This window comes from Streptomyces sp. AC550_RSS872, from assembly GCF_019049285.1.
Taxonomy (GTDB): Bacteria; Actinomycetota; Actinomycetes; order Streptomycetales; family Streptomycetaceae; genus Streptomyces.
The window spans coordinates 360,510-385,547 of the sequence record NZ_JAGMUL010000026.1 but is presented as its reverse complement, the minus strand read 5'-3'; the positions used below and the strand labels follow the sequence as shown (position 1 = coordinate 385,547).

Annotated in this window: 16 protein-coding genes, 1 tRNA gene and 2 pseudogenes; 5 read left to right on the top strand and 14 right to left on the bottom strand. The window is 68.7% G+C overall.

Going from position 1 to position 25,038, the window contains the following annotated elements; translation table 11 throughout:
• Positions 1–7: 7 nt before the first annotated feature.
• The 3 genes from KUM44_RS13435 to KUM44_RS13425 are packed head-to-tail and all read right to left on the bottom strand — an operon-like array spanning position 8 to position 2,924.
• Entirely contained in the window at positions 8–661 is a 654-nt protein-coding gene (locus KUM44_RS13435; RefSeq protein WP_217208055.1) for a response regulator, read from the bottom strand.
• Positions 658–1,779, bottom strand: a complete 1,122-nt coding sequence (locus tag KUM44_RS13430) for a hypothetical protein (protein ID WP_217208054.1) — start codon at positions 1,777–1,779, stop codon at positions 658–660. Before KUM44_RS13430 ends, KUM44_RS13435 begins: the two co-directional genes overlap by 4 nt.
• A complete protein-coding gene (locus tag KUM44_RS13425; protein ID WP_217208053.1) occupies positions 1,776–2,924 on the bottom strand; it encodes an ATP-binding protein in 1,149 nt (382 codons plus the stop codon). The genes KUM44_RS13430 and KUM44_RS13425 overlap by 4 nt, the downstream gene beginning before the upstream one ends.
• Before the next feature lie 436 nt (positions 2,925–3,360).
• Here KUM44_RS13425 and KUM44_RS13420 point away from each other — a divergent pair, with 436 nt between their 5' ends.
• Positions 3,361–4,263 (top strand): C40 family peptidase, encoded by a 903-nt coding sequence (locus KUM44_RS13420; protein WP_217208052.1) that lies wholly within the window; start codon positions 3,361–3,363, stop codon positions 4,261–4,263.
• Between the two features lie 1,093 nt (positions 4,264–5,356).
• On the opposite strand, the gene KUM44_RS13415 is transcribed toward KUM44_RS13420, so the two are convergent.
• The 8 genes from KUM44_RS13415 to KUM44_RS13380 all read right to left on the bottom strand — a co-directional run bounded on the left by KUM44_RS13415 (position 5,357) and on the right by KUM44_RS13380 (position 17,782).
• Positions 5,357–9,832: a fibronectin type III domain-containing protein gene (locus KUM44_RS13415; protein ID WP_308402599.1), complete on the bottom strand. Its 4,476-nt coding sequence runs from the start codon at positions 9,830–9,832 to the stop codon at positions 5,357–5,359.
• A 105-nt stretch (positions 9,833–9,937) separates the two neighbouring features.
• A complete protein-coding gene (locus KUM44_RS13410) occupies positions 9,938–10,870 on the bottom strand; it encodes a carbohydrate ABC transporter permease (RefSeq protein WP_217208050.1) in 933 nt (310 codons plus the stop codon).
• Entirely contained in the window at positions 10,867–11,799 is a 933-nt protein-coding gene (locus KUM44_RS13405) for a sugar ABC transporter permease (RefSeq protein WP_308402597.1), read from the bottom strand. Before KUM44_RS13405 ends, KUM44_RS13410 begins: the two co-directional genes overlap by 4 nt.
• Positions 11,800–11,802: 3 nt before the next feature.
• Positions 11,803–13,128, bottom strand: coding sequence for an ABC transporter substrate-binding protein (locus tag KUM44_RS13400; protein WP_217208049.1), 1,326 nt, complete (start codon positions 13,126–13,128; stop codon positions 11,803–11,805).
• 282 nt (positions 13,129–13,410) lie between these two features.
• Complete coding sequence (locus KUM44_RS13395) at positions 13,411–14,484, bottom strand: LacI family DNA-binding transcriptional regulator (RefSeq protein ID WP_217208048.1); 1,074 nt, start codon at positions 14,482–14,484, stop codon at positions 13,411–13,413.
• Between the two features lie 49 nt (positions 14,485–14,533).
• Positions 14,534–14,812, bottom strand: a complete 279-nt coding sequence (locus KUM44_RS13390; RefSeq protein WP_217208047.1) for a hypothetical protein — start codon at positions 14,810–14,812, stop codon at positions 14,534–14,536.
• A gap of 239 nt (positions 14,813–15,051) precedes the next feature.
• Entirely contained in the window at positions 15,052–16,059 is a 1,008-nt protein-coding gene (locus KUM44_RS13385) for a hydroxyacid dehydrogenase (protein WP_217208046.1), read from the bottom strand.
• Positions 16,060–16,183: 124 nt separating this feature from the next.
• A complete protein-coding gene (locus KUM44_RS13380) occupies positions 16,184–17,782 on the bottom strand; it encodes a glycoside hydrolase family 43 protein (RefSeq protein ID WP_217208045.1) in 1,599 nt (532 codons plus the stop codon).
• A gap of 108 nt (positions 17,783–17,890) precedes the next feature.
• Here KUM44_RS13380 and KUM44_RS13375 point away from each other — a divergent pair, with 108 nt between their 5' ends.
• Positions 17,891–18,658, top strand: coding sequence for an alpha/beta fold hydrolase (locus KUM44_RS13375; RefSeq protein WP_217208044.1), 768 nt, complete (start codon positions 17,891–17,893; stop codon positions 18,656–18,658).
• Between the two features lie 41 nt (positions 18,659–18,699).
• Here KUM44_RS13375 and KUM44_RS13370 read toward each other — a convergent pair.
• Positions 18,700–19,668, bottom strand: a pseudogene (locus tag KUM44_RS13370) (family 43 glycosylhydrolase); the annotation flags it as partial.
• 970 nt (positions 19,669–20,638) lie between these two features.
• On the opposite strand from KUM44_RS13370, the gene KUM44_RS13365 reads away from it, so the two are divergent.
• A complete protein-coding gene (locus tag KUM44_RS13365) occupies positions 20,639–21,838 on the top strand; it encodes an alginate lyase family protein (protein WP_254389420.1) in 1,200 nt (399 codons plus the stop codon).
• Positions 21,839–22,278: 440 nt separating this feature from the next.
• On the opposite strand, the gene KUM44_RS13360 is transcribed toward KUM44_RS13365, so the two are convergent.
• Entirely contained in the window at positions 22,279–22,446 is a 168-nt protein-coding gene (locus KUM44_RS13360; protein WP_217208161.1) for a hypothetical protein, read from the bottom strand.
• Between the two features lie 100 nt (positions 22,447–22,546).
• Here KUM44_RS13360 and KUM44_RS13355 point away from each other — a divergent pair.
• Positions 22,547–23,046, top strand: a pseudogene (locus KUM44_RS13355) (tyrosine-type recombinase/integrase); the annotation flags it as partial.
• Between the two features lie 99 nt (positions 23,047–23,145).
• Here the strand turns inward: KUM44_RS13355 and KUM44_RS13350 are convergent.
• A tRNA-Pro gene (locus tag KUM44_RS13350) sits at positions 23,146–23,219 on the bottom strand.
• A gap of 178 nt (positions 23,220–23,397) precedes the next feature.
• Between KUM44_RS13350 and KUM44_RS13345 the strand changes: the two genes are divergently transcribed.
• On the top strand, positions 23,398–24,333 hold the full coding sequence (locus KUM44_RS13345) for an alpha/beta hydrolase (RefSeq protein ID WP_217208041.1): 936 nt from the start codon (positions 23,398–23,400) through the stop codon (positions 24,331–24,333).
• The last annotated feature ends 705 nt before the right edge of the window (positions 24,334–25,038 follow it).

Sequence of the window (25,038 nt, the reverse complement as noted above, 5' to 3'; positions counted from 1 at the left end):
TCCAGGGTCAACCTGAGCCGACCGCCGCTGACTCATATCCCGTGATGTCGTCGGGCTTCACCAAGCCGTCCTCGATCGCCCGGGCCAGCATGTCCGCCTTTGTCGGTGCGGACCTGCCGACCTGCGCGTACTTGACTCTTGCCCGCCGGATGTACACGTCCACCGTGTGAACGGACACCTCCATGCGCCGCGCGACGGAAGCCTTCGACATGGACTGGAACCACCACAGCAGCGCCGTGCGTTCCTGCGGGGACAGCTTGGGCCTGTTCGGGCCACGATCACCGACAAGGACCCCTGCGGTCGTCGGCGTGACGTACGGCCTGTCGCCCGCCGCCGCCAGTACCGCGTTCACCAGGTGGGCCCGTCCTTCGTTCTTCGCGACGAACTCGCATGCGCCGGCCTCCAGCGATTCGAGCACCACCTGCTGCTCGGTGAACTGCGAGAAGGCGATGACCCGTTGACCCGCCGCAGCCAGCCTGGCGATGTCGCCGATGACGATCCTGCCGTGCAGATTCAGATCGAGAATGAGGACATCCGCGACACCGGGCTCCACATCCGCGGTTTCGCCGGTGTGCCCCACTGAGATCCGCGGCTCCTCGGACAGCCAGGTCTGGATGCCTTCGATGACGACGGGATGATCGTCGATGATGGCAACGGTCACGGAGCCGGACGTACCGGCCATCGGTCTTCCCACCACAACTGGTTCTCTTCCTCGTCGTATATGGCGGATACGGTGAGCGGGCCCGGCGATTTCACGAGTGCTTCCGACGGGGCGTCGGCCACCACGCTGACCACAACGTCCTCGGGTGTGGCCACCACGGTGACCCGGGCACGGGTGGCGGCGGTGGAGAGAACCAGCAGGGTCCCTTCCCCCAGTTCTCGGCGGACGGATGTCGGCAGGTCGGGCAGGTCGCCGTAGCTCAGCAGCGTGACGCGCACGCCCCGCTGCTCGGCGACATCGGCACAGGCCCGCAGTTCGTGCAGGAGCGGGTGCGGGGTGTCGTCCGTTTCCGCGAACAGCCTCCGCAGGCGTGCCGCCTCCACGGCGGCGCGCTGGCGTACGACGGTGTCCTCAGGATCCAGTTGACGTTCCGCCAGACCACTCAGCAGTGGTTCCACTCTGCTGCGCAGGTATTCGTAACGGCGCTGGCGCTCGGCGTGTACCGCCTCGTCGGCGGCCGCACTGGCGAGGTGTTCCGCCTGTCTCGCAGCGATCTCGGTGGCTTCCCTCGCACCATCGTTGAGCCGCCGTGCCAGGTACGCGAAGGTCAACTGGATACCGGCGGTGGCGTACACCATGGCGAGCAGACGAGAGACGGTGACATGGTCGAGCGCGCCGTCGGCAGCCAGGGAGCCCACCGTGACGGCCGTGTCGGCGCCGAGCAGGACGATCAGCTCCCACAGCGGACGCTGTATCAGGAGCAGGACGCCGAACCAGCCCACGGTGTTCCCTGCCCAGCTCACGTCGCCGATCGCCCCGCCCGATGGGTAGGCGGCGGTGGCGACGACGCCGGCGACCAGTGCCGCCCCCGCAAGCATCCGCGCGGTGCGCGCGCTGAGCGCGGAACGCAGCAGCAGGACCGACCCGATGGTCTGGATGACCGCGAGGGCCAGCCAGGAGCCCGCGGCGGCGGCCCGCGGCTCATACACCGACCAGCCCCTGAGCACCAGCAGAGTGTCCAGGCCCAGGTGCCAGACGCCGACGATCACCACCACCCCGATATTGACGGCGTTGGCAAAACGGGTGGCGACCATGCCCTTGTCGACGCCGGCGATCATGGTTCCCACCTCAGCACGACCCGGGTGCCGGCGCTGGGGGCCGAGACCGCTCGCGCGCTCCCGCCCACGGCACGCATCCGGCCGTAGACCGATTCCCGCAGGCCGCGCCGGTGGGAGGGAACGGCCGCGGGGTCGAACCCGCCTCCGCTGTCGCAGACTTCGACGGTGACGCCCTCCCCGGCACGTCGGGCCGTGACCTGGGCAGCCCGGGTGTTCGCGTGCCGGGCCACGTTGGTCAGGGCCTCGGCAACCGCTTGCGAGAGAGCAACCACGACCTCGTGCGGCAGGTCCAGCGGTGGCACGTCGAACTCGATGTCCAGCGGCGGGAGACCGACGCGGCGCGTCAGTACGACGGTGCGCAGCGCGACATCCAGCGGCGCGGGCTCGTGCGCCACATCGCGTGCCACGCCGGGGTGCGCCCGCAGGTCTTGAATGACAGTCAAGTCGGCCGCGGCCCGTTCCGGCAGCGTGGCGGAGTCACGGGTGATGCTGCCGGTGCCCACGATGGTGAGCGTGGCGAGCACGGTGTCGTGCAACAGCCGCTGCTGGTCCAGTTCGTCGGTGCGGGCGGCGGACCGGGCCCGCACCGACGCGCGCGCCGACGCCTCCTCGGACAGCGCGAGGTCCGCCCTGGCCGCTCCACGTCGCAGCAGGACCACGACGGCGACTGCGAGCAGCGCCTGGAGCACCAGGATGACGGGGGCTTCCCGTCCGCCGGGGCTGCCCGTCGCGTAAGCCACCGTGATGGCTATCGCCGCCGCCATCGCCCAGGGCTGCCGCAGCACGAACTGTGCGATGAAAACGCCGGTGCTGGCGACCATGTCGACCCATCCGCTGCCCGCGCTCGCTCCCAGGACCTCGGCCGGAACGAGGTTGCCCTGCGCCAGGCAGAGCACCACCACGATGCCGGTGTCACCCGCGCAGAGCCAGGGATGAGGTTCTGGCCTGAACATCAGAACGGTGAACACGCCGCTCCACAGAAGCAGTCCGACGACCGCGACGGCCACCCAGACGGAGCGTGCGGGCGGAGCGAGGCCGACCACGGCGACCACGGTCGCTACGACGGCACTGGTTGCCCTCAGGACGGCGACCAGGCGTGCGGACTTGCGTCGAAGCTGGAGTTGGGCGGGCCCCTGCGTCAGCACGCCGCCTCCAGGAAGGGAATTCCCGCCTCCGCTAAGCAAAGCAGAGCAAGGGATCTGACCGCAGTCCCCACAGTGTTGCCCCCGCATGCCGATGAGACCCGCTGCCCAACTTAGATGACCGCGAGCGCGACCGACACCGGTGTGTGCGACATCTCGCCGCTGCTGTCACGCGGCCAATGCCCCTGCTTCCAGGCAAAAGACGCATACGAGCCCTGGCGTTGTCACGTGTTCGTGTGACATGCCCTTGTCCAGTTCGGTTCGTAATCTTCGGAGCAGGGCCTTGATCTCCATTGTCGAGGCCGTAGGGCCACCTCGGTTTCATCCGTCCGAGCACGCCCTTTGGCCTGCTCTTTTGATCCGGAGAACCCATGCCCTCCTCCAGCAACCGAACCGATACGTCCGGCACGTGGCGTGCCGACGATCCCGGGAGTCCCGCATGAGAGTCCTCGCAAGACTCAGGAACAAGTTGACGACAGGCGCACTGCTCATAGCGGCAGGCGCGATGGGCCTGGCCACCGCACCGCCGGCCTCCGCGAACGAGCCAATCGCCAACCCCAGCATCACCGTGACCGGCGGCTGCGCCGGAGCGCGGTCCCTGGTCCAGATCTACTGGCACAGCTCGACCGAGGCCAGCATCCACTGGAAGCTGACCGACACCGACCGGGGCGACGGCAAGCCGCCCGTTCTCAGGATGAACGCGGTCGGCGCCGACGGCGCCCAGCCGTTCCAGTTCGTCAACGGGGAAACCGCGGCCGTCCTCCATGGCGACACCGTCTCGGGCGGCGAGGACACCTGGAACCCGTCGGACATCGCCCAGTTCCGGCGCCTTCAGATCATCACCCAGAACGGCAACACCGCGTCGGGCGTCGAGTGCTCGACGACCAAGAGTGTGTACAACTTCTCCCGCGTGGCATACCACTACTCGCTCGACCAGATCGACAAGCAGTACGTGTGGGGCCACGAGGGGCCGGACACCTTCGACTGCTCGGGCCTGGTGTACCACTCATACAACCGAGTGCCCGACCTGCCCTCGGACTGGACCCGCAAGTCGGCGAACAGCTACTACAGTTGGGCGGCAGGCAAGGCCGCTGACAACGCCTCCGACAACAGCAACCTCGAACCTCTCGACGTCCTCAGGGTCGATGCATCCGACCGGCAGGTCGGCGATCTCGTCTTCTATGACGGCCACGTCGGCTTCTACGCGGGCGATGGCCGCCTCTACTCCGCCCTCAACCCGACTGTGGACATCGGCTACAGCAGTCTCGACATCGGGCTGCCCAGGCTGGGCGAGGGGGACTACTTCCGAATCGTCGGTGTCAGGTCGAGCACTTCCTCGTAGCGACGCTCCCTGATGCCCCGTATCCCTGAACCGTCGCAGAACGAACGTGGCGATCCGTCCGGGCAGCAGCTTGCGCCCACCGCGAGCGGATCTTCTTCAGATGGTCGCGCGGCAGGTCGCCGACGAGGGGCAAGGTGGCCGTGGACAGCTACAGACCGGACTGGTAAGGCAACTCTTTGAGCGCCCCCGGCGGGGCTGGTCCTGTGCGACATGCACTGTCAACTGCCGCCGGGGGCAACGGCATTACGCCCCGCGCCGCACGCCGCGAGCGTGGGGAACTCACTCACGGCGCGGTGGTGAACCTGCCGTCGGCCAGCTTGCGCAGCAAGCCCCGCTCGGCGAGCCGGTTCACCTTCGGACGCATCGCCCCCGAGTGATGAGCCTCAACCCGAACGCCAAGTACTACGGCCACAAGACGCTCCCGGAGTGGCCGGGGCGGGTGGCGAAATCATCGACCCCGAGGACCCTCGGAGTGCTGAACTCAGAGTCCCCCAAAGCCGTCACCCGGCGCAGCAGCGTCATCCGCCCGGCGCCGAGGCCCAGCTGGGCCGCCAGCCTCGCGCCGGCCCGTCCGGCCAACGCGAGCCCGACGCGCTCCAGTACGCGGTCGAGCCGGGTGGTGAAACGCCCGTACGGGCAGGTCAGCTGCGCGAACGGCTTGGCGAACGTGACGCGGACAAACCCTCGCGTCGCACACGAAGCGTCCGACCTTCATCAGGATCACGACGCGCAGCTCACCGAGCGGGAGATCCTTCAGTCTGCGCTGATAGAAGCCATGCACGCGCTCTGAGTAGTGGCCCGCAGTCCGGGCAGGACGCATCGGTCCTGCGGCTCTGGCCACGATGTCGACCGTCCCGAATGCGACCCTCACCTTCACGACGTCCACGTCGTCCACTCCGTCGAACACCCGCGTTTGCCATGACGGTGCGTCGTTCTTCATAACCGGCACCGTCACTGGCGCCCGCCCTGGAACGCGGACCTCCGCGCCGAACTTGATGGAGCGTCAGTAAACGCTGTTCAGCGGCTCCACCATGACGGCTTCGCGCGGCCCCACCGGGGTGGGTAACGCGACGCTGCTCCGAGGCGGGTGTCCTCAGCGCTCGTCGGGGCGGAAGTGGCACAACTCGATCTCCGCGAGGTTGCAGCGCCCGTCGTGGGCGTCGTACACACGGATCAGCTCGTAGACGGCCCGCTCGGCGAGCGTCGCCTCGTACCATCGCGCCTCGCTGACACCGCTGATGGTGTGCAGGTCGGTCCAGGTGGCACCGCCGTCGTTCGAGCCTTTGAAGACCGTGCCGTTGGCCCGGCCGATCTTGTCGGCACCATCGGAACGGGGATGGAAACGGATTCTGTCGACCGTGAGGGGACCGGACGGGCCGGACTTCACGTCGATCCAGCTCTCCGCGGCGAGAGTGTCGGTGTACGTCGTGGGGTCCCCGTCGAAGGCACGCCAGGCGTTGGACTCCCTGGTGCCGATGCCGGGCCACTGGATGGTCGAAGCCGTCACCATCTCCTGCGTCACCTCCACCTTCGTGAGCAGGGTGTCCACGGAGACCAGGAGGTCGTACGCCGTGTAGACGTCGTCGATCAGCCGGTCCAGGTCCGCGTCCGTGTTCTCGGCATCGTTTTCGATCCGGTCGAGCTCGGCTGTGAACGACGCGTACGACGCCTTCGTCCAGTCCTTCGCCTCGGTAGCACGGGCCCTGGCCAGGAGCACGGGCAGCGGTTCCGCGACCGCGACGGCGGCCGCGCTGCTCTCCCGGGTGCCGCCGTCCGCCAGCAGCGCGGTGACCCGGTAGCGGCGGGTGCCGTGGCGCAGACCTTCGTCCCGGTGGGCGAGCGCACGGGTGTCGCGGGCGATCCGCTCCCAGGGGCCGTCGCCGGTGGAGCGGAGCAGTGTGAACGAGACGGCGTCCTCGGGTTTGTTCCAGCGGATCGTGACCACGTCCGCCGCGCGCTCCACTCCGACCAGCAGCGTGCCGACGGGCAGCGCAGCGATACCGGTGCGGGTGAACTCGGCGTCGCCGGTGGCGGCGAACCCGGCCAGGACGGTGAACGGGAAGGGCGCGAAGACCGAGCCGGCCGTCGTCCACATCTTCCCGTCCTTCGAGACCTGGGCGAGGACGCGGTGCGTGGCGACATCCCGTACGAGCCGCAGCCAGGGCGTGGCCGAAAGGGAGTGACCGTCCAGGACTCGCGTGACCGGGGAACGGACTTCGTCCTGCCAGTCGTGGCGGCTGTCACGGTTGCGGACCCGCAACACGAGCCGGCCGTCGTTGTCCGCGCCGAAGTACATGTGACGGGTGTCGGCGGTGGCCCGGTCACGCAGCATGAGACCGGTCTGCGGTCCTCGTGCGACGTCGAGCCGGGCGGTGAGCGTGAAGCCCCCCGCCAGCGGACGACTGACATAGTGGAGCTGGTCGTTGACGGTACGCGTCGGGACCATGTAGTCGTCGCCCTCGCCGAGACCATCCCCCTTGGCTCCGATGACACGCACGCCGGCGCCGCGCACGGCCACCGAGCCCGGGCGCGTGTCGAACAGCGCGTCGTCGCGCCAGCCCGTGCCGCGCAGCCCGCCGGTGACGGGTTCCGGCAGCCGGGCGCGCACCGCGTGGGAGGTCCACCCGGGGCCCTGTGCGTTCACGGCGGTCACCGTGTAGTAGTACGTCCGGCCGGGCCGGGCCGTGGGGTCCACGTGGTGCAGGCCGGTGGCCTTCGGAGCGATGAGCGCATACGGTCCGCCCTGCCGGGTGGCCCGCCGCACTTGGTAGTGCGTGGCGCCCGCGGCTGTCTGCCAGGTGACGGCCAGCGCCCCGTCGCCGGGCAGGGTGTGGACGAAGTCGACATGGGCGGGCGGTGCGGACGCCGGGTTCGCGGAGGAGAGTTTCAGCACCAGACCGGTCTTGGGCGGCACTTCGATCCGGCCGCCGGATGCGGGTATCCGACGCTTCGTCACAAGATCGGGGACCGAGTCGCCCCGGTGGTCGGACGGCAGTTCCACGGTGTGGGTGCGCGCGTTCCCGTACACCGTGCGCGTGGTGTTGAAGACGAAGAAGTACCGGCCGTACCGGGCGGTGAGGAGGTCCGGGTAGCCGGAGTACGCGTGGTCCGCCTCGAAGTTCTCGCGGCGTACGGTTCCCACTCCCGACTGGAAGGTGATCGGGGCGATCTCGCCCGCGAGCGCCTGAGGCGCTCCGGAGTCGGCGGTTTGCGTGTCCTCCATGAAGTCGACGTCGATGTTGTCCATGCGGGTCCAGTAGTCCTCGTACGAGAACCGGGCGTTGGTGCGGAGCTGTACCAGGTGGTCTCGGTCGGCGTGCCGCACGTGGAGCCGACCGTTGCGGGCGAAGCCGCGCTGCCGCTCGTTGAGCTGCCCGAAGATGTGAGTGTCGCCGTCGCGCAGCGAGACGAACATGCAGTCCACGTCCACCCAGGCGAAGTGCTCGTAGTCGGCGGGACGGACGGCGAGGGCGTCGAGTTCCGCGGCGGTGTAGTACGCGAAGTCGGTGTGCGGATGGACGATGCCCGTGGGCTTCTGCTCCTTCAGCCATGCGTAGGTCTCGCCGAGCTTCAGATCGGTCTTGTTCTTGGCGGTGACGGACCCGAACTCGCTGAAGTACTTGTGGTCGGCGAGCTGTTGCTGGGCGAAGCCGAGCGCTTCCCGCGCATGGCGTCGGGTCTGTGCCCACCCGCTGCCGGAGTAGCGCTCGGGATGCCGGTCGATGTGGTGGGCGAGGGATACGTAGTTGAGGATCTTCCCCTCGGCGATGCGCACCGCGTAGCCGGGGAAGCCCGGGAAACTGGGGTTCCGCTCGTCGACGACCATCTCCATGCGCATCGTGCGCTTGAGGTTGTCGTCCAGGTCGGTGTGGCGGGCCAGCGAGCGCGCGTGCAGGTTCTTCAGTGCCAGCCGCAGGATGCGGTCGTTGAGTTCCTCGTCGCCCGCATGGCCCCAGGTGCGGTGGAACCACTCGGGCAGGTAGTTGGTCGACTCGCCGTAGTTGGCGACATAGCCGTTCTCGCGGGTCAGTCCCGCCTCGGTGATCGTCGTGTAGTGGCGGCCGAACGGCAGCCGACGGACGACCTTGCCGTTCGTGTCGAGCTTGGACCGGGCCAGGCCCTTGATGACGTAGCGCAGGTAGTCGTCGGTCCAGCGGGCGGCGGCGTCGTGCGCGAAGAGGGAGTGGAAGAGGTCGAGGTCCTGGCCTTCGGGCCCGACGAGAACCTCCTCGCCGAGGAAGGGCTCCCAGCCGAGCGCCTCGCCGACGATGCGGTGGCTGCGCTCCCTGCCCTCGTAGAACGGCGAATCGATGATCCGCAGCCCCTCGTGCGCCTCCCAGGCCCCCTCATAGGTGTACATGACCTGGTTGAAGATGTAGGAGAGACGGGAGCGCGCGTAGTCGAAGTTGGCTTTCAGGACGCGGCCCCAGGCGGCGCGCCGGGTGAGCGGTCCCCCGTCGAAGTCGACGTCCTTGAGGGACGTGGGGCCGTCCTCGGTGCCGGTGGTGAAAGGCTCGTCCAGGAAGGCGTCGAAGGCGTCGCGGCCGTAGACATCGTTGTCGGCGATCAGGTTCTCGACGATGTAGAGCGCCTCGCCCAAGGCTCCGTAGTAGCCGCCCCAGTCGCCCTGGTGGCCGCCCCTGGCAAGCAGTTTCGTGTTGCCGTAGTAGTCCTTGGTGTGGTTGTCGATGCAGGTGAAGATCCGCAGCAGGGCGGCCTTGCGTTCGGCTGCCGTCCGGGCGGGGCACCAGCTCGCCTGTTGCAACGCCGCCGCGTAGAAGCGCAGTTCGTCCTGGTAGCGAACGATGGAGAGGTTGCCCTTCGGGCTCGCGTCGACCTTTGCCGAGTAGGCGTTGAACAGCTTGACCTGGCCGGCCACGTAGCCGTCCATGAGGTCCTGCTTCGCTGATTCGCCGAGGTCGGGCACGGTGTCGGTCGGGGGCGTGAAGTCGGCCTGTGGGTCACCGTCCAGGTCGAGGTGGGCCCCGGTGTGGGTGTACGCCCGGTAGTAGCCCCGCGAGTCGGAGGTGACGGGCCCCGCGAACACGGCGTCGTAGGTGCGCAGCGTGATCTCGACGACGGTGCGGCCCTGCGTGTGCTCCAGCGGCAGCATGGTCGTGGAGTAGAAGAAGCGGCCGGGCAGCGGGCGGTTGGTGCCGAGGTTGAGCGCCTCGTAGTCGCCGCCGCGGCGGTAGCCGATCTGTTCGCCGTTGATGTAGGCGATGGTCTTGTACGAACCGGGGTCGGAACCCCAGAACTTCACCGTGAAGTAGTTCTGGCGGACCGGGTCGACCTTCATCGTGAAACGGAGTTCGCCGGCCTTGATGTCCGGCGGGTCGAGGGGCTGGGCGACGCGGGCGCGGTCGCCTGCGTTGCCGTCGACGACCGTCGTGTGCGCGGCAGCCAGGCCGTGGGCCTTCTCGGAATCCGGGTCGCCGAAGTCGAGGAGGTCGAGACGGCCGGGGGCGGCGGCCGCCCGGCTGGTGTGGGGACTCGCTGTGGCCGGAGCGGGGAGCCATACGGCGGTGGTGGCAGCCGCCGCGGAGGTGGTGGCCGCAGTGCGGAGCACGGTTCTTCTGCTGAGCGACATACGGGTGCCCTTCTGCGGGGAGTGAGGGGGCCGTGCCGAGGTGGGTGAGGGTGGTGGGGTGGACGCCGGAGCAGGAGCGTGGCGCTACTTGAGGCTTCCGAGGGTCACGCCCGTGCGCCAGTAGCGCTGCATGGAGACCATCAGGAGCACCATCGGGATGAGCGAGATCATCGAACCGACCACGACCATGCCGGTGAGGTCGGCGGAGGAGTCGACCTTGATCTTGAGCCACGAGTAGAGACCGACCATCACCGTCCACTTCTCCGACGAACGCAGGAACACGAGCGGGCCGAAGAAGGAGTTCCAGGAGGCGACGAACCCGAGGAGGAAGACGGTCGCCGCGCCGGTGGACATCAGCCGGGCGCCGATCTGGAAGAAGATCCGGTATTCGCCGGCGCCGTCGATGCGGGCGGCCTCCAGGAGTTCGGGCGGGATCGCTCCTTCGGCGTACACCTTCGCCAGGTAGACCGAGAAGGCGTTGAAGAAGCCCGGCACGATGATCGCCCAGGGTGTGTCGATCATCTGGAGGTCGGTGTAGAGGAGGAAGGAGGGGATGGTGAGCAGGGCGTGCGGGACGAGGAACGAGCCGATGATGCAGCCCATGAGGATGCCCTGGCCCCGGAACCGGTACATGGCGAGGCCGTAGCCGCAGGCGACGCAGATCAGGGTCATGCCGAGGGTGGAGACCACCCCGTAGAAGACGGTGTTCCACATCCACTTGAGGAAGATGCCGTCCTGGTAGGTGAAGAGAGCCTTGAGGTTGTCCCCCAGGTGCATGTCCGCGAACCAGAGGCCGTTGGTGGTGTACAGGTCGCTCTGGCTCTTGGTGGCGGAGACGATGAGCCACCAGATCGGGGCCAGCGAGTAGACGGTGAAGAAGACCAGGCCGCCGATGACCAGAGCCTTCGTCCGTCGGCTGTGCCGTACCCGGCCGGGATCCGTACGTGGCGTGACGCGCGGCTGCTTGGCCGGGGCGGGCGAGTTTGCCGTGGTGGACCGGTCGAGGGTTGCGGTCATGATGTGGGCGCCTTGTTCGTGAACCGGTAGAAGAGGGCCGAGGCGGTGCCGACGACCAGGGCGAGGATGATCGACAGGGCGGCCGCGTAGTTGAAGTTGCCCTGCTGGAAGGCCCAGTCGTAGATCGCCATGATCGGTGTGAAGTCGCGCGTGATCGTCTCCGGCGTCATCGACTTGAACAGCATCGTGTCGCTGAAGATCTGGAGCGTGCCGATGATGGAGAGCACCGTGGTCAACACGAGTGAGCGGCGTACCAACGGCACCTTGACCGACCAGGCGATGCGCCACTCGGAAGCGCCGTCGATGCGGGCCGCCTGGTAGATGTCGGGGTCGACCGAGCGCAGCGCGGCGTACACGATCAGCATGTTGAAGCCGATGCCGCTCCATGCCATCAGGTTGCCGATCGAGACCCAGAGCAGGCTGTGACCGTAGAAGTTGGCATCGATGCCGACGAGGGCGAGAGACGCGGTGAGCGGGCCGACGTCCGGGCTGTAGAGGTAGATCCAGATCAGCGTGGCGACGATCCCGGGGATCATGTACGGCACGAGGAGCGGGAGTCTGAAGCGGTCGGCGACCTTCTGCGAGGCGGCATCCAGGAGGAGGGCGAGTCCGACGCTGACGAGCTGGATGAGCGGGATGCTGATCACGGCGAAGAGGCCGACGCGCAGCATCGAGGACCAGAAGCGGCCGTCGCCGAACCCTTCGAGGAAGTTGTCGGCACCGACGAACTCGACGGTCCTGGCCCCGAATCCGAGCCCCGAGCCCTTCTCCGCGTAAAGGCTCTCCTTGAGCGCCAGGACCATGGGTACGACGGTGAACAGGGCGAATCCGAGGAAGAACGGGACGGTGAAGGAGGCTCCCTTGAGGGCCATCATGCGCCGCCAGCCAAGGCGCGGGGCCCCGGCCGGCAGTCGGGTGGAGGCGCTCATCGATCAGCCCTCTACGTTGATGTTCTTCGACTTCAGATCCCGGACCGTGAACTCCTGCATGTGCTGGAGTGCGGCCTTGACCGTGATCTTCTTGGTCACGATCCTGGCCCACTGGTCCTGGAGCTCGGCGAAGACGCCGGTGTAGTTGGGGCCGACGGTCCAGGAGTCCTTGGCGTGCTCGAATGCCTTGAGGATGACGCCGCGTGCCTCGGACTTGTGCGGGCCGAAGAGCTTCTCGGGCACGACCGAGTCCACCCAGGGGGTGACGTCCTTCACGGCGCCCGGCCACTGGTACTGCTTGGTGTCCTCCTGGTAGGTCGCGTCGATCGCTTCCTTGGCGGTCTGCATCCACACGCCGGCCTCGACGGCCTCCTTGACGTGGGCACAGCCCTTGGGGACGAGCATGCCGGTGTTGGCGAGGTGGGCGGGCGTGGTGAACGGAGCCCCGGCGAACTGCGGGAGGTCGACGGGCTGCCAGTCACCGAGGGACTTCTTGTTGTTGATCTCGTAGTTGCGCAGCTGCCATGTCTGGGTGGGCAGCGAGACCATCTTGCCCGAGTCGAAGTAGGCGATCAGTGCGGGACGGTCCTGGTACGTCTGGTTGGCGACGAGGTCGTTGTCGACCAGCTGCTGAACGACGTCGGCGGCCTTGAGTGACTCGGGTGAAAGGAAGTCGACCTTCCAGGTGTCGCCCTCCTCCTTGTACCAGCTGCCGCCGGCCTGTTGGACGAGGTTGACCAGGGTGGACGGGTCCTCCCCGGCCAGGTTCATGACGTAGACGCCGTGCTTCCTCAGCTTCTTTCCGGCCGCGATGACGTCGTCCCAGGTCTTCGGGACGGCGACGTCGTACTGGTCGTACACCTTGCGGTTGATCATGAAGAAGGACGGGTTGAAGCCGGTCGGAATGGCGTAGTACGCGCCGCCGGCCCGGACCGACGGCGGGGCGACCTCGTTGAACTCCTTGAGGTGGGGCTCCAGTTCCTTGCTGATGTCGGTGAGCAGGCCCTCCCCCGCCAGGCCGGGCACCTCGCCGAAGTTCTTCACCAGACAGGGAACGTCCTTGCCGGATGCGACCACGTTGCGCACGTTCTGCGCGGTGCCGACGTTGTCGGCCTGCTTGACCAGCTTGATCCTGATGTCGTCGCGGGTGGAATTGAACTTGTCGGCGACCGGCTGGAGCATCTTGGTCTCATCCCAGCTCCACCACTCGACGGTGACGGGCCCCTTGGCCTTTTTCGTGCCCTCGTCGCCTGAGCCGCAGCCCGCGAGGATGACGGACAGAGTGACGGTGGAGGCCACGGCGGCCATTCTGCGTCGTTGCGTGCGCATGCGGGCTCCTCAGCAGAGAGCGGGCAAGGGAGAGTGGACCGTTCGCACACGGGGACGGACGCTCGACCTCGTGATAGAAATCGGTCTCTACGGAAGCTAGGGTCCCGTGCCGGGCTGGGCAAGGTTTCTGTCAGGAAAAAGTTTGGTCACGTCGGATCCTGTGACCTTTGGTCGAGATCTCGGACGGCGGGAAAGAGAAATCGGTCTCCACTCCCACGACGATGGGGCGAGCGAGACCGATACAGGGCCGCTTCCCCCCTGCGTCGGGACGGCCTTCAGCGATCAAGTACGGGCTGCGCCCGGGGCACGGACGGAGTCTCGAATGACCACGTGGGTACCGAAGACCTTGTGCTGGCGCCCGGCCAGCTCTTCGCGGTGCAGGGCGAGCCGCACGGCGTCACGCCCCATCTCCTCGAGCGGGACGGCGACCGTCGTCAGTGCGGGATAGAGGTCCATGGCGAAGGGGATGTCGTCGTAGCCGGCGACCGACACGTCCTCCGGGACGCGCACTCCCGCCTCGCGGAATGCGTGGATCACCCCCGCGGCGACCATGTCGGTCCCCGCGAAGACGGCCGAGAACTCCTTCTTCGAGGCGAGGAGCTCCTGCGCCGCTCGATAGCCGAACGACCGCGTGAACTCCCCCGGCACGATCAGATCCGGATCGGGTTCCACCCCGAGCGTCTCGTGCGCGCGCCGGTAGCCGGCCAGCCGCTCCGTACTGGTGGACAGCCGCGGCACGGCGCCCAGGTACGCCACGCGCCGGTGCCCCGAGGTGAGCAGGTGCATCGTCATGGCGAAGGCACCGCCCTCGTTGTCGTATTCCACGACGGTCGCCGGCACCCCGTGTCCCAGGGGTGGCCTGCCCACCAGGACGAGCCGGGAACCCGCACGGTCCAGCGCGTTGGCGAAATGCGTCATCCGGTCCTGGTAGGCCTGGTCGTCCAGAGCTCCGCCCACCACGATCACGGCGTCGGCCCGCTGCTCCCGCATGGTCTCCACGATGGCGATCACCCGCTGCGGGTCTCCGTGCGTCGTGCAGAGCATGCAGAGCCTGCCCTCGGCGGACGCCTGCTCCTCCACACCGCGTGCGATGTGCGCATAGAACGCGCCGGTCACGTCGTTGACGACGAAGGCCACCGTCTTGTTGGTGGCCCCGCCGAGTACCCGAGCGTGGGCGTTGACGACGTAGTCCAGCTCTCGCATGGCCTTGAGGACCTTGGCCCGGGTTGCCTTCGCCACCGGATATGTGCCGCCGATGACCCGTGAGACGGTCGCCGGCGAGACGCCGGCCAGCCGGGCGACATCCCGGACGGTCGAGGCGTCCGCTGAGGGCCGGCCCCCCGTGCTGCTGCTCACTGTGACTCTGTCCCCTCGACCTGTACCACCCCTGTGCCTGCGGTGACGCTCACGATAGTCGAGCCGACGGGCTGGGGATCCGGACAACCGCCGCCGAGACAGGGTGGGTGAACCCCACCCGCAGCCCCTCGGGCACCGTGTCGAGACGGACGGGTACGGACGCGTTCAGACAGCGGGCACCCCGCGCCCGCCCACCAGACATCCGGATCACCCGCTCCTCGGCACCACCGCGCCGCCGGCCGGCCACAAGCGTTGCCTCGCCCGTGTCCAGGGCGAGCGCGAGCCAGTCGTCGCGCCGGCCGGGCAGGCCGAGCGGCCAGAACGGCACCGCGCGGGGAAAGGCCGCGCCGGCAGGGCTTGTAGACGTCGAGCGCTGCGGACACCAGGCCGAGCCGGCAGCCGTCCAGCTGGTCGAACCCGTCCGCTGGGATGTACGCGGCCCAGCAGTGCCGAGGCGGGCCTTCGGGGGGGGGAGACGAAGCGGAGGGGCGGGGCTTCGTGGCCCCGGTTCTCGGTCATCGGGAGATCCTGCGGCGGGTGGGACGGCGGTGTGCGGGAAGGGCCGGCTCACGCCGCACGTTCGAGGACGGAGGGGTCGATACGGTGCAACAGCGGGGCCCCCGCGAGCAGCCGCTCCAGCTCGGCGATGGCGCACAGGCCCAGACGCCGTACCTCATTGCCGTGCGAGCCGGCGAGATGGGGCGTCAGGAAGACGCCGGGCAGGTCGAACAGCGGCGAGTCCCTGGGCAGCGGTTCGGGATCGGTGACGTCGAGGACCGCCGTCAGCCGGCCCGTCCGCAGCTCCGCGACGAGCGCGTCGTGATCGACGAGGCTGCCGCGCGCTGTGTTGATCAGCACCGTTCCGTCCCGCATCGCGGCGAGCTCGGCCCGTCCGATGAGGCCGTCCGTCTCGGGAATCGCCGGGGCGTGCAGGGTGACGACGTCGGACGCCCGCAGCAGCGCCTCGAGGGACAGGAGCCGGACGCCGAGCGCCGCTGCCTCCGCCTGGTCGACGTAGGGGTCGGCGAGCAGGACGTCGAAGTCGAACGGCCGCAGGAGCTCTATGACGCGCCGCCCGATGCGGGAGGCTCCGACGATGCCGATCCTGCGTCCGAAGTTGCCGATGTCCGGCTGGATCTCGGCGATCGTGAAGCCGCGGCCGGTACGGTAGCGCTCGCTCGCCGCGATCACGTCCTTGCCCGCCAGCAGGATCATGCCGAGGGTGTACTCCGCCACGGGCAGGGCGTTGGCGCCGGCGGCCGAGGAGACGGCCAGGCCGCGGTCCCACACACCCGGGGCGATGATCCCCTTCACGGATCCGGCGGCGTGCAGCACGGCCCTGAGCCGGGGTGCGGCATCGAGGACCTGGGCGTCGACGACCGGGCTGCCCCAGCCCGTGAGGAGGATCTCGGTCTCCGCGAGGGCGGCGTGGACACGTGCGTCGGTGAAGTCGCGGACGAGCAGCGCCGGGTCGACGTCCACCGAGCGCCCCAGGCGGTCGAGAAGGTCGGGCGGGTACACGGCGGCCAGGGTGTCGGCGCTCATGGCGAACAACGCCTTCGGACGGTCTGACACTTCGGGCCTCCGGTGGGTGACGGGTAGGGAGAAGGAGAAATCGGTCTCTATGGGTGCGAGAAAGACGAGGGGCCGAACCCGCCCCCGGTGGGCTGCCGGAAGACGATCGGAGCGTGCCCGTCCGTCACCGGTCCTTGAGCTCGAAGTGATCGAAGTACGCGGGCCTGCGTGTCCCGTTGAGGTCCTGGGCGCACAGTCCGACGAACGCGCCGGTGAAGCGGAGCGCGTCCCCGTAGTCGTCGGAGAGCCTGCTCGCGTCCAGGACGGGCCCGATGTCCTGCCAGCACAGGCCGTCGGGCGAGGCCGACAGGCGCAGGTCTGCCGCGTCGAAGCGGGCGCGGAGGTGGATCGCCGGCCAGCCGTCGACGTCGACGTCGGTGGCCGGGTGCTCGCGGTAGGCGCCGGCGTCGTTCTCGACGAGGCCGAGGATCCGTCCGCGTGCCGCCTCGTGGGTGACGCGCAGGTAGAAGTAGGTGCTGGTGTCGTACCAGCAGATGAGCCCGGCAGCCTGGGTGAAGTGATCGGGACGGAAGTCCACGACGGTACGTGCCTCGCACCGCACCGAGTTCAGCCGCCGGGCGACCAGGCTCTGCTCGAAGCGGGAGTGCAGGCTTTGGCGGCCACTGAGGCGCAGCTGCCCGGGTCGGTCGGTGAGGCTGAGCCAGGACGGGTCGGCCGGCACCCGGAGGGTGCACCAGGAGCCGTCCAGCGTGGTCGCGTCGAAGTCGTCCCGCTCGGCTCCCCCGGCCGCCGGGGCGACGGCCGGGGCGGCGGTGGCCGGGAGCGGGCCGGGGACGGTGACCCGGGGTTCGGTACCGCCGTGCTCCAGCCTCGGCCAGCCGTCGTCCGTCCACACGATCTTCTCGATGCAGGTCTCCCGGCCGAGGATCGAGCGCGGCCCGTCCTCGGTGTCCACGGGTCGTGAGGCGAGGTGGGCGATGTACCACTCCCCCTCGGGTGTCTCGACGAGCTCTCCGTGCCCGGCCTTGAGCAGCGGCGCCTGCCAGGTGTGACGGGTCGTCATCAGGTTCCCGTGCGGATCGAGTTCGTACGGTCCGTCGAGCGAGCGGGAACGGGCCATGAGGATGCCGTGGTTCCAGCCGGTCCCCCCGTGCGCGAGCATCAGGTAGTACCAGCCCTCGCGCCGGTAGACGTTGGGGCCCTCGACGAGCTCCTCGTGCGTGAGGATCGTTCGAGGCCGCCCGGTGAGCCGTCGCTGCTCGCGGTCGTACTCCTGGAGCACGATGCCCGCGAATGACGGACGCCCGTCGCGCGCGTCCCACTGGATGTTGAGCAGCCAGGTCCTGCCGTCCTCGTCGTGGAAGAGCGAGGGGTCGAAGCCCGACGAGTTGAGGAAGACCGGTGCCGTCCACGGGCCTTCGACCGAGGGCGCGGTGATCAGGTAGTTGTCGACGTCCTTGAACGGGTGCCCGGTGGTGCGCACGATGCTGTACGCAAGCCAGAACAGGCCGTCGTGGTACGAGAGCGACGCTGCCCACACGCCCGCCGAATCCGCGACTCCCCGCAGGTCCACGAGGTCTGGCCGGTCGAGGATGTGGCCTGCGGGCTCCCAGTGCGCGAGGTCGGCGGAGCGGTGGACGGGGACGCCCGGCAGCCACTCGAACGTCGACGTGGCCACGTAGTAGGTGTCCGCGACACGGACGATGCTCGGGTCCGGGTGGAAGCCGGGGAGTACGGGGTTGTGGATCAGGCCCGCGGGCATGCGGCTGTTCCCTTCGGCAGAGGCAGGTCGCTTGACGCCGTGATGAGACGGACCCACTTTAGAAACCGATTTCTGTTCAGGTCAATGGTCATTGCCCCGGGTGATGGCATGAAGGCCGAGGAGCTGATGAGCATCACCGAGAGCATTGAGTGCCCTGCCCTCCTCCTGGTTCACGGCTGGGGCGGTGACGGCGGCGAATGGGAACCGCACCGGCGTCTGTGGGCGGGACGCACGGTCCTCGCTCCGGATCTGCCGGGCCACGGCCGCGCACCGGCGGGCCCGGACCTGTCGCCACGCGCCATGGCAACCGGTCTCGCCGACTTCCTGGTCCGACGCGACACAGGCCCCGTCGTCGCGGTGGGCCATTCGATGGGCGGCCAAGTGGTCACCGCCCTCGCGGTCGAGCACCCCCACCTGGTCCGCGCCTTGGTGGTCCTCGATCCGGCATACGGCGCCACCGCCGCCGAACTACGGCGACTGTCCACCGAGCAGCAGGCGCTGAGGGCGGCGGGGACCGCCTGGGCGGCCTGCTTCATCGAGGGTTCGTTCGGTCCGGCCATGCCACCGGCTGCCCGCACACGGCACGCCGAGGTCATCGCCGGGAGCGACGCGGAAGTGCTCGCCCGGTGCCGCGAGGCGCTCTATCTCTCGCCGGACGCTTTCGGGCCCAGGCCCGCCGCCCGTCGTTACCTGGCCCGGCGCCCGCACCCCGTCCTCGCCGTCTACTCGAACGAGCCCGCGGCCGCCTGGGAGCGCACCGCGGACTCGCCGACCGGATCGCGCACGGTGGTGTGGCCCGACTGCGGCCACTACCTCCATGAGGAACGGCCCGCGGACCTCGTCGCTCTCATCGACGGCTGGACGGCGGGGTGGTGAGCCGCGCCCACTCCCCGGGACGACTGCTGTCCGAGGGCAACGACCGTGCCCGCCTTGGCGTCCACCGCGAGCCGGTCGCACCAGTCCATGACGAGCGAGCGCCGGTCCGGGAAGGACAGCGGCAGCCACACATGACGGGAGTCGTTGACCGGGGCGCCCCAGTTGGCCGCCCACCGGTCGCCGAGGTAGAGGTACGAGGAGCCGTCGGTGCCGTGCACGGCCAGGGCGTATGCGGTCTGCGAGTCGTACGTGGTCGCGTCGCCCGCGTCACGAAGTTCGCTCCAGGGGCCGGTGAGGGCATCGGCGGTGGCGTACTGCTGCTGGTTGGGCGCCCAGCCGGTGCAGCCCGACGTGAGCAGGAAGTAGACGTCGTCCCGCTTGAACACGGCCGGGGCTTCCCGGGACCTGCCCACCCACAGCTTCGCGACCAGCTCCTCGGCCGACAGGTAGTCGGGGCTCAGCCGGTAGACATGGAGGTCCTCGTTCTCATTGGCGGCGGACAGGAGATAGCCGGTGCCGTCGTCGTCGCGGAACAGGGTGAGGTCGCGGGACATGTGGCCGAGCGGGCGCAGACTGCCCTGGTAGGTGTAGGCCCCGTCCGGAGAGTCGCACACGGCGATCGCTGCGCGGGCCTCCTGGTAGTGGCCGGCGGCCTCCTTGTGCATCCACATCACAAACGTGCCGGTGACAGGGTTGTGGAGCACCTTGGGTCGCTCGATGTTGGCCGAGGTCAGCTCGGGGTGGGACGCCTGCGTGAGCACGTGCCCCCGGAACTCCCAGTTCACGAGATCCACGGAGCGGTATGCGGCGACACCGCGGAAGGTGTTGTCGGGATGACGGTCCTCCCCGAACCAGTAGAAGAATCCGTCGACTTCGACGATCCCGCCGCCGTGGGTGTGTATCGGGTTGCCGTCGGTGTCGGAGAACTGTGTGCCGTTCACCAACTGGTGCATGGATCGCGTTCCCCTCTTCGCTGATGCGCTTCGACCCGGATGGAAATCGGTATCTATGAAGAGTGCTGGGCGGGGTGGGGCGGGTCAAGACCTCGGCGAGGAGATCGAGTGCGGTCCGGGGCCGGGCAGGGTTGATCGCTGAACCCCGCGCAGGCGCCGCCGGGTGAGGGTCGGCGAACCGCCCGTTCCTGGATGCCGAGTGCGGACCGCACGCGTTGCGGACTTCGCACACGGGTCCGGATCCGGGACGGCCCTGATGCGGGACGGTCCTGATGCGGGACGGTCCTGATGCGGTCTTCCCGGATGTTGGTGGCGCTGGTGGTCTCGATGGTTCCAGGTGGGCGTGTGCGCTGCGGGACTGCCTGTGCGGGTCGGGCAGTCGGTCGACGAGCGGATCGATCAGGCGCACGCGAGGGGCGGACCTGATCTGGCGAGGCGGACTGTCCTGCGGTCAGGCGTAAGCCGGTGTCGTCGGTGAGGACGAGCCCGACGCGCAGGCCACCTTCGCCCAGTGGCTCACCTGGAGCCGTAGATATCGATTGCTGGAAGGCCAACACGAAAGCCACGCTACGTCTTGTGGTACAGGGCAGAAATGGGATTCTGTCCATCTCTCTTGACAGGGTTGCAACTGAGTTCGAGGCTGAATCTAACGACAGGGCAATCGCCCGATCTGTCGAACACAGTTCGGCTCGTTGGTGACCACCCTGTGAGAAGGAATCACCCGTGGCCGCCGCCCCGAGCAGGCGAAGAGCTCTCGTCGTCGTCAAGGGCGAGGCCGAGGAAATGACTCCGGTCCGTCTGTGACCGCTTTGACGAGCCGACCCTCCCGCAGACGCGCTGGTCGAGACAGCGGTCAGGGACGCCTCGGACGGCGGCCCGTCCGACCGGCGACAACCTCACCGCGCTCGATGAACAGACCGTCCTTCGGCGGTCCTGACCTCGCCGCCCACCCCGTTGCCCCCTGACCGAAGTCACAGAGGACCGCCGATCACAGGAGCCATACATGGGTCACCCCAACGCACATCGCATGAGCCGCCGCAAAATCCTGCACATGACCGGAGGGCTGGCAGCGGCCGGGGCCGTGGGCGGCGCGGCCGCCATGACGGGCGCGACGGCCGAGGCCGGGGCCTCCGCGCCGCAAGCCTTCACGCATCCCGGCATGCAGCACAACGAGGGTGACCTCAATCGTGCCCGCGTCAGGGTGGCCGCAGGCGACGACCCGTGGCTGGCCGGCTGGAAGCGGTTGACGGCCAACTCGCATTCCTCGTCGGACTGGGCCCCAAACCCGCAGAAGACGATCATCCGCGGCGGCGAAGGGCAAAACTACTGGATCCTCTACAACGATATCCACGCGGCGTACCAGAACGCGCTGCGTTGGAAGATCACCGGCGAAACCGCCCACGCCGACACCGCTCGCGAGATCTGCAACGCATGGTCCAGAACGCTGGAGTCCCTCGACCCCACCTACTCCGACTCACGGCTCGCGTCGGGCATCTACGGGTACCAGTTCGCCAACGCCGGCGAACTCATCCGCGGCTACGAGGGCTTCGACCTGCGGCGGTTCCAGAACCTGATGAAACGTGTCTTCTACCCGCTGAACACCGACTTCCTGGTCCGGCACAACGGCACCTGCGACACCCACTACTGGGCCAACTGGGACCTGTGCAACATGGCCTCGATCCTGGCCATCGGGATCCTCTGCGACGACCGGGCCATCTTCGACGAGGCGGTGGACTACTTCCACGACGGCGTGGGCAACGGCGCGCTCAAGCACGCGATCCCCTTCGTCTACGACGCCGAAGGACTGGCCCAGTGGCAGGAGGCCGGCCGCGACCAGGGCCACAGCATCATGGGCATCGGCATGATGGGCGCCATCTGCGAGATGGCCTGGAACCAGGGCCTCGACCTCTACGGCGCCGACGACAACCGGTTCATGAAGGCCGCCCAGTACGTGGCCAAGTACAACCTCGGCCAGAGCGTCCCTTACACCACCTACAACAACTGCGACAACGTGAATCAGACCGCCATCAGCTCAGGAAGCCGCGGCCAGGTGCGCCCGGTGTGGGACATGCTGCACTACCACTACACCCGCCGCCGCAGGATGTCCGTGCCGTACATCACCGCGATTGCCGAGAAGGGCCGCCCCGAGGGCGGGGGCGGGGACTACGGCCCCAACAGCGGCGGTTACGACCAGCTCGGCTTCGGCACCCTGCTCTACGCGAAGTAGGCCCCCCGTGAGGGCGACGGCGCAGCGAGGCAGAGAGGCAGCATCAGCCTTGAGAATCTCAAGCTGAGCGTCACAGAGGTGGGCGACAGCTCTGTGACGCTCGGTTCGCACGGTGTCAGCGTGAAGGTGAGCAAGAATCTGGACCTCAGATTCGGCGGCCATCGGTTTCATCTGGTGGCGGCCCGTAACGGGACCGCTGACCTCCAGATCGAGTAGAGCCCGAACTCGGAAGACCTGGTCCCGGCTGTCCACGCCGCTCTCGAACCGGGCCCGAGCCTCCGGGGACAGCTACCCCATCGACGCGTTCCCGTCGGCCGGGAGCGCCGGACGGCGACCTGCCTCGCCCGCGTCGGCGCCCACGTCACCCGCGCCCGCCACTTCACGACGCTTCGCCCCGAATCAGCCGCCAGGACCGACTTCACCGGGGTGGGGCCCGCCGGTCAGCCGGGTGCGGGGGACACCCGGCTGACACTGGCCGGGGGGCGTTCGGGGAGGTGCAGGGTGTGGAGGTCGGTGAGGTCGGTGAGGTCGGTGAGGTCGGCGGAGCGTATTCGGTCGACCGCTTCACGGCAGGCGGCGCCCAGGCCCAGCAGTGTCCGGCTCTCCACCGATGCCGCGTACCGTCCTGATCGCCCCACTCCGTATCGGGCGCGCGTCCGGTGGACGGATCCGACCAGCAAGCGCCGCCTGTCACTGTCCGAGGGACCCACCCAGTGGATCTGGGCCGTGCGGCGTGAGACCACGCCCGCGCCGGGCGGGCTGACCGACAAGGGCACCAAGGGCACCAAGGGCAAGCGGGCCCGCAAGGGTTCCCATCGTCGAGGAGATCCGCCCCCTCATCGCCCAGCGCATTCTTACCGCCGGCCCCAATCCGGACGCCCGCCTGTTCACCGGCCCCTCGCGGCGGACGCGTCTCCACCGCCGTCCTGCGCGACGCCACGCACTGGGACGACGTGGTCGCCAAGCTCGGCTACGAGCACCTGCGGCGCCATGACCTCCGGCACACCGGACTGACCCGGTTCGCCGACGCCGGAGTCCAAGTGCACGCCCTCCGCAGGATCGCCGGCCACGGGTCCCTGAACGCCACCCAGCGCTACCTGCACCCGGACGTACACAAGATCACGGCCGCCGGAGCGGCCCTCTCCGCGCGCTTCAGCGTGCTGCGCGCGCCGCGCTCGCTGCCGAGCCCGATCGTCGTGACCCGCTGACCTCGGTCAAGGACGCCGGTCCCCAGCTGGTCCCCAAGAATGGTCAAGGGCCGGTTTCGGATACCTCCGAAACCGGCCCTGACCTGCGACTGTCTCCAGTCGGGACGACAGGATTTGAACCTGCGACCCCTTGACCCCCAGTCAAGTGCGCTACCAAGCTGCGCCACGTCCCGGCGCGCATCACACGGCGAATCGCGTGATCACGCAGGTCAACCCTACCGCACACACAGCCGTCCCCGACCGCAGCGACCCCTTGCCCCATAGTTGTTGTCACCTATGATTGCCGACATCAACCAGATCCCACGGCGGGATGCCGGGGAACCCGACGGACCGCGAACCGATCGGAGCCACATGTCCCTCCTGGCCCGGCCCGCGGTGGCCGCCTTCGTCGCCAAGGCGATGCAACGTGTGACCGTCATGGCGGACCGGCGTTCCGGCGGCCGGGGCTCCGCCGCCGCCTCGCACGCACGGTTCCTCGAATTCCCGCGCAGGGTACGCGAGTTGACGATCCAGACTTCGATCGCGCCGGCCCGGGTCACCGTGTACCTGCCCGCGATCGACGAGCCCGCTCCCCCGGTGCACGTCAACTTCCACGGCGGCGGCTACGTCATGACGCTGACCGAGCCGGACGACCCGCTGTGCCGGTTCCTCGCCTCCGAGGCCGGCGCGGTCGTGATCAACGTGGACTACGTCGTCGCCCCGCAGCATCCGTTCCCGGCGCCGCCCCGACAGGCGTACGACGTCGTCCGGTGGGTCGCGGAGCACGGCGCCGAGGAGGGCTGGGACGGCGGGCGGCTCACCGTGGGCGGGCAGAGCGCCGGGGGTGGACTGGCGGCGGCCGTGGCACGGCAGGCCCTTGAGGAGGGCGGGCCGTCGATCGCGCTCCAGGTGTTGCACTATCCGCCGCTCGACCTGGCGACCCACGCCCGGGACAAGCGGGCCGCCATAGCCAGGCCGATGCTGCGGCCCTGGATGGCCGAGGTCTTCGACACGTCGTACGTCCCGGACGCGCGGCAGCGTCTCGACCGGCTCGTGTCCCCGGCGCACCCTTCGGACACCGCGGATCTGAAGGGGATCGCGCCCGCCCTGGTGGTCACCGCCGAGTACGACCTGCTGCGGGCCGAGGGCGAGCGGTACGCCGAGCGGCTCCGGGGCGCGGGGGCGCTGGTCGAGCACCATGAGGTGCGCGGCGCCGACCACGGGTACGACGGGCAGGACGACGGCAAGGCCCGTGAGGTCTACGCCCTGATCGCCCGGCAGATACGGGAGGCGACGGGCGGCGCCTGAACGCCGGGGGGCCGGTCAGGTCGCCGCCTCACCTGTTCCGCATCACCGGCGAGGCCTCGCTACGCACCTTGTGGGGGTACTCGTCCGGGCACGTCACCCGCACGTTCGACGAGACCGGGGGGACGGTCGAACACCTGTCGGCAGAGGACCAGATGGGCTGAACCGGCGGGGTGGACGCCGCGGTGTTCCTGGTGCCTCTCCCGGGGTTCCAGGACGTCCCGGCGACGAACCCGACCATCAGTAGGGTCACCGCAGCGACCACCCACCACGGCAGTCCCGCCGTGGCCATGAACGCGACGACAGCCACCAGTGCGAGAAATGCCGTCACGTCTCTGATCCCCCATCAACTGTCAACCCACCTGCCCCCGACATCACGAGAGCCGCCCTGCATCACTACGGGCATATGACGCAACAATACGCGAGACCGTCGTATAACCCAGTTCGGTTCATCTGTACATATGGTTCGTCCGTACATATGACGGGCGCCACTCATCGGAGGTGCTGCGGCGAGTGGCATCCTCCTCGCCCCCGCTCGGCGCGTACGCCGGTCAGTGCGCGCCTATGAGCTTCTGCTCACTGCCCCGGTCCGCCGTCTGCTTCGAGCCGCGCACTGGTCAGCCAACGGGCCGCGATCTTCCCGGAGTCGAGCTGAATTCCGCAGTTGAACTCGGAGTAGGTGAGCGGCTCGCCGTCGGCCGGCAGGCC